Annotated in this window: 12 protein-coding genes; 5 read left to right on the forward strand and 7 right to left on the reverse strand. The window is 71.8% G+C overall.

Going from position 1 to position 13,289, the window contains the following annotated elements; all coding sequences use genetic code 11:
- Positions 1-170 precede the first annotated feature (170 nt).
- The 3 genes from ACZ7L7_RS08380 to ACZ7L7_RS08390 are packed head-to-tail and all read left to right on the forward strand — an operon-like array spanning position 171 to position 3,228.
- Positions 171-1,211, forward strand: coding sequence for a FecCD family ABC transporter permease (locus tag ACZ7L7_RS08380; protein WP_285512371.1), 1,041 nt, complete (start codon positions 171-173; stop codon positions 1,209-1,211).
- A 48-nt stretch (positions 1,212-1,259) separates the two neighbouring features.
- Entirely contained in the window at positions 1,260-2,366 is a 1,107-nt protein-coding gene (locus ACZ7L7_RS08385; protein ID WP_472075336.1) for a FecCD family ABC transporter permease, read from the forward strand.
- 4 nt (positions 2,367-2,370) lie between these two features.
- Positions 2,371-3,228, forward strand: a complete 858-nt coding sequence (locus ACZ7L7_RS08390) for an ABC transporter ATP-binding protein (RefSeq protein WP_285512373.1) — start codon at positions 2,371-2,373, stop codon at positions 3,226-3,228.
- A 20-nt stretch (positions 3,229-3,248) separates the two neighbouring features.
- Here ACZ7L7_RS08390 and ACZ7L7_RS08395 read toward each other — a convergent pair whose 3' ends face one another.
- Entirely contained in the window at positions 3,249-4,196 is a 948-nt protein-coding gene (locus ACZ7L7_RS08395) for a methionyl-tRNA formyltransferase (RefSeq protein WP_285512374.1), read from the reverse strand.
- Between the two features lie 122 nt (positions 4,197-4,318).
- Here ACZ7L7_RS08395 and ACZ7L7_RS08400 point away from each other — a divergent pair, with 122 nt between their 5' ends.
- Positions 4,319-5,644, forward strand: a complete 1,326-nt coding sequence (locus ACZ7L7_RS08400; RefSeq protein WP_285512375.1) for a lysine N(6)-hydroxylase/L-ornithine N(5)-oxygenase family protein — start codon at positions 4,319-4,321, stop codon at positions 5,642-5,644.
- Between the two features lie 3 nt (positions 5,645-5,647).
- A complete protein-coding gene (locus ACZ7L7_RS08405; protein WP_472075338.1) occupies positions 5,648-6,439 on the forward strand; it encodes an ABC transporter permease in 792 nt (263 codons plus the stop codon).
- A gap of 54 nt (positions 6,440-6,493) precedes the next feature.
- Here ACZ7L7_RS08405 and ACZ7L7_RS08410 read toward each other — a convergent pair whose 3' ends face one another.
- From ACZ7L7_RS08410 to ACZ7L7_RS08435, 6 genes are all read right to left on the reverse strand, one after another.
- Complete coding sequence (locus tag ACZ7L7_RS08410) at positions 6,494-8,560, reverse strand: iron ABC transporter permease (RefSeq protein WP_453602580.1); 2,067 nt, start codon at positions 8,558-8,560, stop codon at positions 6,494-6,496.
- 5 nt (positions 8,561-8,565) lie between these two features.
- Positions 8,566-9,552: an iron-siderophore ABC transporter substrate-binding protein gene (locus tag ACZ7L7_RS08415; RefSeq protein ID WP_472075340.1), complete on the reverse strand. Its 987-nt coding sequence runs from the start codon at positions 9,550-9,552 to the stop codon at positions 8,566-8,568.
- Positions 9,549-10,406, reverse strand: a complete 858-nt coding sequence (locus tag ACZ7L7_RS08420) for an ABC transporter ATP-binding protein (RefSeq protein WP_471591848.1) — start codon at positions 10,404-10,406, stop codon at positions 9,549-9,551. Before ACZ7L7_RS08420 ends, ACZ7L7_RS08415 begins: the two co-directional genes overlap by 4 nt.
- Positions 10,407-10,566: 160 nt before the next feature.
- Complete coding sequence (locus tag ACZ7L7_RS08425; protein ID WP_453602575.1) at positions 10,567-10,911, reverse strand: ArsR/SmtB family transcription factor; 345 nt, start codon at positions 10,909-10,911, stop codon at positions 10,567-10,569.
- A gap of 123 nt (positions 10,912-11,034) precedes the next feature.
- The gene (locus tag ACZ7L7_RS08430) at positions 11,035-11,457 is read right to left on the reverse strand and encodes an ATP-binding protein (protein ID WP_453602573.1); all 423 of its coding nucleotides are present in this window, start codon (positions 11,455-11,457) and stop codon (positions 11,035-11,037) included.
- A 3-nt stretch (positions 11,458-11,460) separates the two neighbouring features.
- Positions 11,461-13,152 (reverse strand): SulP family inorganic anion transporter, encoded by a 1,692-nt coding sequence (locus ACZ7L7_RS08435; RefSeq protein WP_471430120.1) that lies wholly within the window; start codon positions 13,150-13,152, stop codon positions 11,461-11,463.
- Positions 13,153-13,289 lie beyond the last annotated feature (137 nt).

A 13,289-nucleotide genomic window follows, 5' to 3' on the forward strand; every position in this document is an offset into this window, starting at 1 on the left:
GCGCCCTCCCCAGCGGGTCGTTCCCGGCCTGGGCCGGGGATCGGCGCCATAGTAAGGTAAGGGTTACCTAATTCAAAGCACGCACACATATTTCGACAAGGGGATGGGACCGGGGCCCAACTCCCCCTATGGTCCTGTTTGTTAGGCAAGGCTGACCGAAGGAAGTTGACGTGGGGACCTCGGCGGTCCGGGCGGCGAAAGGCCCCCGCGCGGTACTCCTGCTCGCGCTCTCCGGCGCGGCGCTGCTGGCCTTGTGCGGCCTGTCGATGGCCTACGGAGCGCTCGGCGTGCCCCTCGACCAGGTCTGGCACACCCTCCTCGGCGACCCGCCCAACCAGCGTGTGGACAACGTCATCTGGTCGGTACGGCTGCCCCGGACCGCCCTCGGCCTCGCCACCGGCGCCGCGCTCGGCCTGTCGGGCGCGCTGATGCAGGCTCTCACCCGCAATCCGCTGGCCGACCCGGGCATCCTCGGGGTCAGCGCGGGCGCGGCGTTCGCGGTGGTGCTGTCGGTCGGTGTCCTCGGCATCGGCTCGGTGTACGGCTACATCTGGTTCGCGTTCGCCGGGGCCATGGCCGCGAGCGTGCTGGTCTATCTGCTGGGCGGGCTGGGCCGTTCGGGCACCACCCCGGTGAAGCTGGCCCTGGCCGGGGTCGCGGTGACCTCGCTGCTGTTCTCCCTGACCAGCGCCGTCGCGCTGACCGACCCGGACGCCCTGAACCGCTACCGCTTCTGGTCGGCGGGTTCCCTCGCCAACCAGGAGCAGGAAGTCCTGGTACGCGTCCTGCCGTTCCTCGGCGTCGGCGCCCTCCTCGCCCTGGCCTGCGCCCCCGCTCTGAACCGCCTCGCCCTCGGTGACGACGTGGCCCGCTCGCTCGGGCTCAAGGTCGGCCTGGTCCGCGTCCAGGGGGTGGTCGCCGTCACCCTGCTCACGGGCGGCGCGGTCGCCGTCATCGGGCCGGTCGTCTTCGTCGGCCTGGTCGTCCCGCACATCGCCCGGGTCCTGGCCCAGTACGCCGGTATCGGCCCCGACCACCGCTGGCTGCTGCCGCTGTCGGCCGTCCTGGCCCCCTGCCTCCTCCTCGCCGCGGACATCGCCGGCCGCCTCCTGGCCAGGCCCACGGAGATCCAGGCGGGCATCCTCGTCGCCTTCCTCGGCGGCCCGTTCTTCATCGCGCTGGTCCGCCGCCGACGACTCGCGGAGCTGTGAGCATGACGACCCACCGCGCCGACCCCGCACCCCCCGGAGCTGTGACCCATGACGACTGATCTCGCGTCCGGTCCGGGACGCAAGGGCGCTGTGAAGCCAGTGGCCCGGCGTACGGGAGGGCGGGTGCCGTTCCGGCTGTCGGTGCCGCCGGTGTCCGGGCTGGTGCGGCCCCGGCTCGTGGCCGTCTGCCTGGGGCTCGCCGCCGCCGCGTTCCTGCTGTTCGCCGTGGAGACCTCGGTCGGGGACATCGCGCTGCCGCTGACGGACGTGATGAAGGCGCTGGTGGGGGCCTCGGATCCGGCCACCGAGCTGATCGTGCACGAGCTGCGGCTGCCCCGCGCCCTCGGGGGTGCTCTCGTGGGCATCGCCTTCGGCGTCTCGGGCGCGCTGCTGCAGACCATGACCCGCAACCCGCTGGCCAGCCCCGACATGATGGGCATCACCCAGGGCGCCGGTACCGCCGTGGTGGCCGGGATCGTGCTGGGCTGGGACGGCGGGCTGAGCACGCAGGCGCTCGGTCTGCTGGGCGCGCTGACGGCGGCGCTCCTGGTGTACGTCCTGGCCTGGAAGCGCGGCACCAGCGGCTACCGCATCGTCCTGGTCGGCGTGGGCGTCGCCTGGATCTGCACCAGCGCCACCGACTACCTGATGGCCCGGGGCCAGCGCTTCCAGGCGCAGGCCGCGCTGGGCTGGCTGGTGGGCAACCTCAACGGCCGTACCTGGGAGCAGATCACCCCGCTCGGCTGGGCGCTGGTCCTGCTACTGCCCCCCGCGCTGCTGCTCGGACGGCTGATGCGGACGCTGGAGCTGGGCGACGACGTGGCCCGGGGCCTCGGCACCCGCGTGCAGACGGTCCGCGTCGCCGTGCTCCTCGCCGCCGTGGGCCTGGTGGCCTTCGGCACCGCGACCGCCGGCCCGGTGGCGTTCGTCGCCCTCGCCGCGCCCCAGGTCGCCCAGCGCCTGGCCGGCACGGCTTTCCCGCCCCCGGTCGGCGCCGGGCTGACCGGCGCCGTGATGGTGCTGGGGTCCGATCTCGCCGCCCGCAAACTCGTCCCGGACACGGAACTTCCGGTCGGGATCGTCACGGGTGTGCTCGGCGCGCCCGTTCTGCTCTGGCTGCTCGTCCGCGCCAACCGCGCCGGTTCAGGAGGCTGACACCGTGTCGAAGACCGAGACCGCACCCACCGCCGGCCCCGAACTGCGCGCCGAGCGCCTGCGGCTGGCGTACGACGACCGCGTGGTCGTGGAAGACCTCGACCTGGTGGTGCCGACCGGCAGGATCACCGTGATCGTCGGGGCCAACGCCTGCGGCAAGTCCACCCTGCTGCGCGCGCTCGCCCGGCTGCTGCCCCCGAAGTCCGGCGCGGTGCACCTGGACGGCCGGTCCATCCACGCCATCCCGACCCGCACCCTCGCCCAGCGCCTCGGCATCCTGCCGCAGACCCCGGTCGCGCCCGAGGGCCTGACCGTCGTCGACCTTGTGGGGCGCGGCCGTTCACCGCACCAGACCTGGTGGCGGCAGTGGTCCTCGGCCGACGAGGAGGCCGTGCACGAGGCGCTGCGCGCCACCGGCATGACCGACCTCGCACACCGCGCGGTGGACGAACTCTCCGGCGGGCAGCGGCAGCGGGCGTGGATCGCGATGGCGGTCGCGCAGGGCACCCCGGTGATGCTCCTGGACGAGCCGACGACCTACCTCGACCTGGCCCACCAGATCGACGTACTGGACCTCGTCACCGACCTCAACCGCCATCAGGGCCGCACGGTCGTGATGGTGCTGCACGACCTCAACCAGGCCTGCCGGTACGCGGATCACATCGTCGCGATGAAGGCGGGCCGCATCGTCGCGGAGGGCGCCCCGGCCGATGTGGTGACCGCCGAGGCGGTGGAGGAGGTCTTCGGGCTGCGGTGCGTGGTGGGCACGGACCCGGTTTCCGGCACCCCCATGGTGATTCCGATGGGACGGCACCACGAGGGGATCGAAGACGCGGAACCGGTGGGCGCCCCCGGCGCCTGACCGGTCCCGCGTGCGGCCGATCACGGATGGGGCGTCAAGTAGCCCCCCATCGTGCGGAAGTAGTCCGTGGCGTCGTACTCCGTGCCGTCCTCGGTGCGTACGCGCTGCACCACCAGCCCCGGCAGCTTCCCCGAGCGCGCTTCGGCCCCGGCCACGATGACCACGCCGTCGCCCTCACGGATGAAGATCCGGCCCGGTGTGCCGCCGTAACGTCCTTGGGACACCGCCGACTTGATGATCCGTATCCGCTCGCCCCGGTAGTGCGTGAAGGCGTTCGGGTACGGATCGGACTGGGCCCGCACCAGCCGTTCCAGGTCCTCGGCGGGCCAGCTCCAGTCGATCCGGCTGTCCTCCAGGGACCGCTTGTGGAAGAAGCTGGACCGGGTGCGGTCCTGCGGGATCCACACGGCCCGCCCGGAGGCGATCAGGTCCAGCGACTCGCGGACCACCGGCCCGATCAGGTCAACGGTGCGGTGGAACAGGTCCGTTGCCGTGTCGGTGGGTCCGACCGGCACCGCGCGCTGGAGCAGGATGTCGCCCATGTCGAGGTCGGCGTCCATCCGGTGGGCGGTGACCCCGACCTGCTTCTCGCCGTTGATGAGCGCCCAGATCAGCGGTGAGAAGCCGGCGTACGAGGGCAGCAGCGAGTCATGGATGTTCAGCGTGCCGTGCGGCGGCAGGTCGAAGATCTCGGCGGGCAGCCAGGTGCGCCAGTTGTTCGCGACGATGATGTCCGGCGCGGCGTCCTTGAGCGCGCGCAGCAGTTCGTCGTCGCCGGGCCGGTTGCGCAACAGCACGGGTACGCCGTGCTGTTCGGCGAGTTCGGCGACGGAGTCGGACCAGATCCTCTCGTAGACGTGGTCGCTCTTGGGATGGGTGACGACCAGGACCACTTCGTGCTCGGAGTCCAGCAGAGCCTGTAGCGTCCGGTGTCCCCAGGTCTGGTAACCGAACATGACGACCCGCATGTATGCCCTCCTCAGCCATTGCTAGGTAAGGCTTACCTTATCTAGCATGTGGGTGCTCGGGGGAGACTGTCGACCTCATTTGAGGGTGCTGCGAACTCCCCCCTACAGGAGGCGATGACGCGGTGACCACGCTGCACAGTGAACCGGACTCCATCCACGACGTTCTGGGTATCGGCTTCGGCCCCTCACACCTCGCCCTCGCGATCGCGCTGCACGAGCAGGGCGCCGGCCCTCACCAAGGGGACGGATTGCGCGTCCAGTTCCTGGAGCGGCAGCCGCGGTTCGGCTGGCATCGCGGCATGCTGATCGACGACGCCACCATGCAAGTGTCCTTCCTCAAGGACTTGGTGACGATGCGTGACCCCACCAGCGACTTCAGCTTCCTGTGCTATCTGCGCGAGCGCGGGCGGCTGGTGGACTTCCTCAATCAGAAGACACTGTTCCCCTTGCGTATCGAGTTCCACGACTACTTCGAGTGGGCGGCGGCCCGCGTGGACCACCTCGTGGAGTACGGGGCCGACGTGGTCTCCGTGAAGCCGGTGACGCAGGACGGCGAGGTCCGCTGGTTCGACGTCGCCAGCCGCGATCCGGCCGCCCCGGAGCGGCTGACGGTACGCCGGACCCGCACGCTGTGCGTGGCGACGGGTCTCGAACCCCACCTGCCGCCCGGCGCGATTTTCTCCGAACGCGCCTGGCACAACAGCGAGTTGCTGTCCCGCGTGGAGGAGCGCGTACGGTCCGGCAGGCCCGTCCGCCGAGCGGTCGTCCTCGGCGCCGGGCAGAGCGCCGCGGAGGCCGTCGACTATCTGCACCGGACCTTCCCCGAGGCCGAGATCTGCTCGGTGTTCGCCAAGTACGGCTACACACCGGCCGATGACAGTCCGTTCGCCAACCGGATCTTCGACCCCGAGGCCGTGGACCTGTTCTTCGAGGCCCCGCCGCAGGTGAAACGATCCCTGTACGACTACCACCGGGGCACCAACTACTCCGTGGTGGACATCGACTTGATCGAGTCCCTGTCGCGCACGATGTACCAGGAGAAGGTGCAGGGCAGGCAGCGGCTGCGGATGATGAACGTCTCCCGGCTGCGCGAGGTCGCCGAGCACGCGGACGGCGTGAAGGTGACGGTGGAGTTCCTGCCGACCGGTGAACAGCAGCTCCTCGACTGCGACTTGGTCGTCTACGCGACCGGCTACCAGCCCAGGGGCCTCGGCGACAACCTCAGGGAGATCGCCAAGCTCTGCCTGCGCGACGAGGAGGACCAGCTGAGGATCGGTCGCGACCACCGGGTGGAGACCGCGGCGCACGTGCGGGCGGCCATCTACCTCCAGGGCGGCACCGAGCACACCCACGGCCTCACCTCGACCCTGTTGTCCACGACCGCCGTACGCGCCGGGGAGATCAGCGCCTCGCTCCTCAGCCGGAACGCGAGCACCGCCGCGCGGTAGCCCGTGCTCCCGCTGGCGGCCGACACCCTGCTGCCCGTCAACGCCACGCTCGCCGTCGCCCTCGTCGTCCTGCTGCTCACGGCCACCGCCGTGACGGCCCTCTTCCGGCTCGCGCCGGACGAGTCGTACGGACGTGCCCGCGAGGTCGTGACGGCAGGCGTGCGGGCGGCCCTGCAACTGGCCGCGGTGTCCCTGGTGATCGGCTGGGCCGTGCACCGCACCGCGGGCCTGATCGGGTTCCTGCTGCTGATGTCCGCCGTCGCCACCCGCACGGCGGGACGGCGGATCACCGGCAACGGAACCTGGTGGTGGGCGGCGCTGCCGATCGCGGTCCCGGTGGCGCCGGTCATCACCGCCCTGGTGCTGACCGGCCTGCTCACCGTGCCCGGCATCGCCATCGTCCCGGTGAGCGGCATCCTCATCGGCGGCGCCCTGACCGCGACGGTACTGGCCGGCCGGCGCGCCCTGGACGAGGTCACCGCACGCCACGGCGAGGTCGAGGCGGCCCTGTCCCTGGGGCTCCCGGACCGCGAGGCCCACCTCGAAGTCGCCCGCGGTGCCGCCTCGGACGCCCTGCTGCCCGCGCTGGACCAGACCCGCACGGTGGGCCTGGTCACCCTCCCCGGCGCCTTCGTGGGCATGCTCCTGGCTGGGGCGTCACCGATTCAGGCGGGCACGGTCCAGGTCTTCGTCCTCATCGCGCTCCTGGCGGTGGAGGCGGTCTCGGTGGCCCTGACGGTGGAACTGGTGGCCCGGCGCAGGCTGCACCGGCGGGAGGACACCCCTCTCACTTGACAATGCGCCGATCGGACCGGCTTCCCCGGTCCCATCGGCGCACCCGCGCTCCGTCTACCGCCGACTGCGCACCAGCAGATACAGGAAGTACGGCGTCCCGATCACCGCCGTCACCATCCCGGCGCCCAACTGCGCGGGCGCGATCACCGTGCGCCCCAGCAGGTCCGCCGTGCACACCAGGGCCGCACCGAGCAGCATGGCCACCGGGACGACGCGGGTGTGCGGGCGCCCCACCAGGGCACGGGCCGCGTGCGGGGCGACCAGGCCGACGAAGCCGATCGTGCCCGCGGCGGCCACCGCGGTGGCGCTCAGCACCACACCCAGCACCAGGAAACCGAGCCGCGCCCGGGCCAGGTCCATCCCGAGCAGGCGCGGGGTGTCCTCGTCGAGGGAGACGAGGTCGAGTTCCGCACGCCGGGCTCCCGCCACGACCGCGCCGACCACCACGACGACTGCCAGCGGCACGACGTCCGGCATGGTCCGCCCGTACGTCGAACCGGACAGCCAGGTAAGGGCCTTGACCGCGTTGAACGGGTCCGTGAGGACGATCAGGAGACTGATCAGGGCCGTCGCCGCGGTGGCGACGCCGATGCCGACCAGCACCAGCCGGTTCTGCTGGAAGCCGCCCCGCGCGGCGAGACCGAAGACGATGACGGAGCTGACCGCGGCTCCCGCGAAGGCCGCGCCCGCCAGGCTCCACGATCCGGCGAGCGGCGTGGTGGTCACCAGGAGTACGGCGCCCAGCGCGGCCCCGCCGGAGACGCCGAGCACGGCGGGTTCGGCGAGCGGGTTGCGGGTGACCGCCTGGATGAGCGTGCCGGACAGGGCGAGCGCGGCCCCGGCGAGCAGCGCGGCCAGCACGCGGGGCACCCGGGTGTCCAGGACGAAGGAGACGGTCCGACCGGCCCTGCCCTGCGCCCAGTTGACGACGTCCCCGAGCAACAGCTTGGCGTCGCCCAGGAGTACGGCGGCGATGGCCACGCCGATCAGCACGGTCACCAGGACCGCGGTGACGGTGAGGAACACCGTTCGGCTGCGGATGCGCAGTCGGTCGGGAGCCGCCGAGGCCGCGCTGTCCTTGAGCCGTACCGCCATGACGACGAGGAAGACGGCGCCGACGAGGCTGGTGACGACGCCCGTGGGGACGGCGACCGCCTGGTCCGCGGGGACCAGGGCCCGTAGGAGCACGTCCGAGCCGAGGACGAGGGCCGCGCCGGTCAGGCCGGTGAGGGGAAGGCCGGCCCGGGTGCGGGTGAAGGCCCGTACCCGGCGGGCGAGGAAGCGTACGAGGGCGGGCGCGCACAGGCCGACGAAGCCGATGGGTCCGGCCAGCGTGACGGACGCCGCCGACAGCAGCGCCGCCAGCACGACGGCCGTGACGCGGGTGGCGCGCACCGGCACGCCGAGCCCCCGCGCCGTGTCGTCGCCGAGGGCCAGCGCGTCGACCCGGCGGGCGACCAGCAGCAGCCCGACCAGGCCGATGACGCCGAGGGGCGCCATGTGCAGCACGCCGTCGAAGCCGTTCTGGCCGATGCTGCCCTGGTTCCACTGGTAGAGCCCGTGGGTCTCCTCGGGGAACAGCAGGAGCAGCCCCTCGGTGACGGCGTTCAGGCCGAGCATCAGCGCGGTGCCCGCGAGCACCAGGCGTACGGTTCCGGCGCCGAGGCCGGACAGCCCGAGCACGACAGTCGCCGCGGCGAGGGCGCCGACGAGCGCGACCGCGGAGGAGGCGAACAGCGGCAGGGAGACGCCGGTGACGGCGACCAGGCCGAGGGCGAGGTACGAACCGGCGTTGACGGCAAGGGTGTCGGGCGAGGCCAGGACGTTACGGCTGACCGCCTGGAGGGCGGCGCCCGCGATGCCGAGCATGGCGCCGACGAGGATTCCGGCGGTCATCCTCGGCAGCCGGGAGGCGATGACGACGGAGGCGTCACCGGGGTCGGCCTGCCCGGTGAACGCCTTCCACACCTCGGCCGCGCCGACCGCCGCGGTGCCCTGCGTGATGTCGACGACCGCGAGGGCGGCGACCAGCAGGACCAGTGCGGCCGTCACCGCGGCCGCGCCCGTCCGGGACGTGGTGACCGGGGGACGGGTGACGGGAGGTGTCGCGGTGACGGCCATGGGTGCTACTTCGTCAGCGCGGCGACGACGGAGTCGATGTACTGATTCATCGACTCGGGACCGCCGAACATCCAGATGCCGTCGGGCAGTCGGTGCACGTTGCCCTTCTTCACGAACGGCAGCGACGTCCACACCTTGTCCTTGGCGAGGGCGTCGGTGAAGGGGGTGCTGCTCTTGTCGCCGTCGTTGCCGATGTAGGCGAACCGCACGTCGTCGCTGAGCTCGGTGAGGCCCTCGACGTCGGTGGTGTCGAGGCCGTAGCTCTCGTCGCCCTTGACCTTCCAGTCGTTCTTCAGGCCGAGCCGCTCGTTGACGGCTCCGATGAGCGAACCGCTGGTGTAGGGGCGGATGGAGACCTGGTTGGAGATGTCGTAGCCGTCGGCGAAGGCGTACTTGGCGCCCGCGAGACCGGCGTCGGCGATGGCCTTCTTGCCCTCGGCGAGCTTCGTCTCGAAGCCCTCCTTGAGCTTCTCGGCCTGCGCGGTGGTGCCGGTGGCCTTGGCGAGCAGGTCGAGGTTCTCGTTCATCTGCCCGATGGGGTCGGCCGCGTCGGCGGAGCGCACCTCGACGACCGGGGCGACCTCGCGCAGCTGCTTGACCGCGGCGGGCGGCAGGTCGGTGCTGGCGACGATGAGGTCCGGCTTGAGGGCGGCGATGGTGTCCATGCTGGGCTCGCCGCGGGTACCGATGTCCTTCGGCTCGTTCTTCAGCGGGACGGCCTGGTCCCAGGTGGTGTAGCCCTTGACGTCGGCGACGCCGACGGGGTCCACGCCCAGCGACACCAGCAGTTCGACCTCGTGCCACTCGGTCCCGACGACCTTCTTGGCGGGCCCGTCGAGTTCGACCTTCTTGCCGGAGGCGTCGGTGAGGGTGATGGCCTCGGTGGTCTTCTTCGCGTCGTCGCTGTCGGCGGCGGGCTCGGTGGTACCGCAGGCGGTCAGGGCGAGGGCCGCGGCGGTGGCGAGGGCCGCGGTGGTCATCAGGCGTCTCATGAGGGTGTGCTGAGCCTTTCGGTGCGCGTGTGGTGCCGGCCGATCGCGCGGGTGCGCAGCCGGCCCGTGAGGGGGTCGGTGTCGACTTCGATGCGGATGCCGTAGGTGTCGGTCAGCCGCTGGGCGGTGAGGACGTCCTCGGGGAGGCCGTCCGCGACGATGCGGCCCTCGTGCAGCAGCACGATGCGGTCGGCGAGGGCCGCGGCCTGGTCCAGGTCGTGCAGGACGGCGCCGACCGCGATGCCGTGGTCGTCCGCCAGGTCGCGTACCAGGTCGAGGAGTTCGATCTGGTAGCGCAGGTCGAGGTAGGTGGTGGGTTCGTCGAGGAGCAGGACGCCGGTCTCCTGGGCGAGGCAGCTCGCGAGCCAGACCCGCTGGAGCTGGCCGCCGGAGAGGTGTTCGGCGCCCCGGTCGGCGAGTTCGGCGACGCCGGTGAAGGCGAGCGCGCGGTCGACGGCGGCCGGTCCGTCCGGGTCGGCCCTGCCCCAGCGGCCCCGGTAGGGGTAGCGCCCGAACTCGACTACCTCGCGCACGGTCAGCCCGGTGGGTGTGGGCCGACCCTGTGTCAGCAGGGCCACCAGACGCGAGAACTGACGGGGGCTCAGCGCGAGGGCGTCCGCGTCGTCGATCTCCAGCGTGGCGGTCCTGGGCCGCTGGAGTCGCGCGATGGTGCGCAGGAGCGTCGACTTGCCGCTGCCGTTGGGCCCCACGAGCACGGTCACCTCGCCCGGCCGCAGGGTCACCGAGGCGTCATGGACGACGTCCGTGCCGTCGTAGGCCACGGTGACGCCGGTGGCCGACAGTTCATGACCGCGGGCATGGGAGGCCGCGGGGATCTCTTCACCTGATCGCATACAACAAAGGTTAGCCTAACCTAAATAGCGCTTCGCAAGGGGGCGTCGAACACGATCACAAGACAGAGTTCGGCCAGAAATGGACAGTTCTACGACCGCCCTGACCGTGTGGAAACGCAGTGCCGCCGCTTTGGGCTGCACGCACGCGCGGCGCCGACGGCTACCGCTTCGGCTCCCCCTGGGCCGCCTGCAGGTCGGCGAGGAGTTCGGCCTGGCCCGCCAGGACGCCGGAGAGGATGGTCCGGGCGATGCGGAGCAGTTCGGCGACGTGGGGGCTGGTGAGGGAGTAGTACACCGTGGAGCCCTCCTTGCGGGTCACCACGAGGTTCGCCCGGCGCAGCACGGCCAGCTGCTGGGACAGGTGCGCGGGCTCGATGCCCACCTGGGGCAGCATCTCGGACACCGCGTGCTCACGCTCGCTGAGCAACTCCAGCACCCGGATCCGGGCCGGATGGCCGAGCGTCTTGAAGAACTCGGCCTTCAGTTGATACAGCGGCGTACTCACCGTGCCACCTCTCCGATCCTCGCCTGTGGCACCGGCGATGTGACCTCAGGAGTTGCCAACTTTAGCAATTCCTGAGGTCAGCCGGGGAGCCAGGGCGCCTCGTCGGCCGTTCTGTCACCGGACTCACAGCGGCAGCGTGATCCACACGCTCTTGCCGCGGCCGTCCGAGTCCGCGCGGACCACCGCGGTTCCGCCCAGGGTGCGGACGAGTTCCCGGACGGTACCAATCCCGCGGCCGTCCTCGGGGAGGGGTCCGCACATCGAGGGCCGGTAGGGGTGGCGGTCATGGACGGCGAGGACCAGACAGTCCGGGCCGGCCGCGTAGACGACCGTCAGCGTCGGGGAGAGCTCGGCGGCGTGCCGGACGCTGTTGGTCACCAGCTCGCTCAGGATGAGCAGCGCGGGGTCCGCGGCGGGGTGGCGTACGCCGATGCCCCACTCGACCAGCACCAGCTCGGCCGTCTGCCGGGCGATCCGCACGGCGGCCGGCTCGGTGGGCAGGGTGAGCACATGCCGCCACGGCAGGGTTTCCAGCCCGGTGGTCATGGATCACGCCTCCGAGCGGGCGGGCAGCACCCCGGTCGACTCCAGGTGCGCGCGGGCCGCCCGGATCGCGTCGGGTGTGGTGGCGTACTCCGCCTCCCCGTGCGTGAGCAGGTCCAGCGCGCCCACGGAGTTAAGGACCTGCCGCTGGCCCGCCCGGATACCGGAGGCCAGGACGAGGATGCCGCGCCGCCGGAGCTTCTCCACCGCGTCCTTCAGGACGAGGGCGCCGGTGGCGTCCATGGTCGACACCCGCGACATACGCAGGATCACCACCCGGACGTCGGCGACCTCGGTCAGTTCCAGCAGGAAGCGGTGGGCGGCGGCGAAGAACAGCGGGCCGTCGATGCGGTAGGCGACGATGTGCTCCGCGAGCAGGGCGTGCTCCTCGGCGCTGTGGTCGCCGCGGTCCAGCTCCACCTGGTCCAGGCGGGCCTGCTTGGCCACGGCGCGCAGGGCGAGGGCGCCGGCCACGGCCAGGCCGATGACCACGGCGTAGACGAGGTCCAGGGCCAGGGTGGCGGCGGCGGTCAGGACGAGGATGAGCGCGTCGGAGCGGGTGGCCTTGGCCATCGCCCGCAGGGAGCCGACCTCGACCATGCGGACCGCGGTCGCCAGCAGCACACCGGCCAGCGCCGCGAGCGGGATGCGCTCGACCAGGGGCGCGGCGGCGAAGACGATCACGGCGAGGACCGCGGCGTGGGTGAGGGCGGCGAGCCGGGACCCGGCGCCGGTGCGCACGTTGACGGCCGTACGGGCTATGGCTCCGGTGGCGGGCACGCCGCCGAACAACGGGGAGGCGATGTTGGCCAGGCCCTGGCCGAACAGTTCCCGGTCCGGGTCGTGGGACTGGCCCACGGTCATGCCGTCGGCGACGGACGCGGACAGCAGCGACTCCAGCGCGGCCAGTGCGGCGACCGCCACGGCCGGGGCGAGCAGGGTGCCGAGCGAGCCGAGGTCGAGGAAGCCCAGCGAGGGCGCGGGCAGCCCGGCGGGCAGGTCGCCGATCGGCTCGGCGTCGTCGAGGTCGGCCAGCTGGGCGACGACCGTGGCGACGACGACGGCGATGATCGAGAACGGCACGGTCGGCCGCCAGCGCGCCCCGGCCAGCATGAGCGCCGCGACACCGAGGGAGAGCCCCAGCGCGGTCCAGTTCGGGTGCTGGACGAACTCCTCGAACGCCTCCCAGCTGACCTGCAGGACGCGCTCACCCTCGGGGGTGGGCACGCCCAGGGCGTTCGGGAGCTGCTGGAGGCCGATCACACAGGCGATGCCGAGAGTGAAGCCCTCGACGACGGGAGCGGGGACGTACCGCATCCAGCGTCCGGCACGGAGCACGGCGAGTGCGACGAGCATCACACCGGCCAGCAGGCCGACCGTGAGGACGCCGGAGGGTCCGTGCTCGGCCACGATCGGCACCAGCACGACCGTCATGGCGCCGGTCGGACCCGACACCTGCAGATTCGATCCGCCGAACACGGCGGCGAGCGCTCCGGCGATCACCGCGGTCGCCAGCCCCGCCTCCGCGCCGAGGCCGGAGGAGACTCCGAAGCCCAGCGCGAGCGGCAGCGCCACGATCGCCACGGTCATACCGGCCAGCAGATCGCGGCGCGGATCCCGGCGCACGTACGCCAGGTCCTCGCGACCGGGCAAGAGTGCCGCGATCCGGGCCCAGATTGTGTTGATCCGCTGCGGCACGGACACGACCCCTCGGTTCCCTGCTGTGGTGGCCCCGTCGTCGGGGCGTACGCGAAAAGCTGTGCTCGCGGCTACCTGCGAGCACAGCCAACACAGCATCTAACCAATTGCGAAATTTTGCAATTCCGCAGGACACG

This window comes from Streptomyces sp. NPDC110618 (assembly GCF_055657065.1).

What these genes read in the sequence shown, in the direction of transcription:
- ACZ7L7_RS08410 (WP_453602580.1), bottom strand. Translation starts at nt 8,560, where the DNA reads ATGGCCGTCACCGCGACACCTCCCGTCACCCGTCCCCCGGTCACCACG.
- ACZ7L7_RS08415 (WP_472075340.1), bottom strand. Translation starts at nt 9,552, where the DNA reads ATGAGACGCCTGATGACCACCGCGGCCCTCGCCACCGCCGCGGCCCTC.
- ACZ7L7_RS08395 (WP_285512374.1), bottom strand. Translation starts at nt 4,196, where the DNA reads ATGCGGGTCGTCATGTTCGGTTACCAGACCTGGGGACACCGGACGCTA.
- ACZ7L7_RS08385 (WP_472075336.1), top strand. Translation starts at nt 1,260, where the DNA reads ATGACGACTGATCTCGCGTCCGGTCCGGGACGCAAGGGCGCTGTGAAG.
- ACZ7L7_RS08430 (WP_453602573.1), bottom strand. Translation starts at nt 11,457, where the DNA reads ATGACCACCGGGCTGGAAACCCTGCCGTGGCGGCATGTGCTCACCCTG.
- ACZ7L7_RS08420 (WP_471591848.1), bottom strand. Translation starts at nt 10,406, where the DNA reads ATGCGATCAGGTGAAGAGATCCCCGCGGCCTCCCATGCCCGCGGTCAT.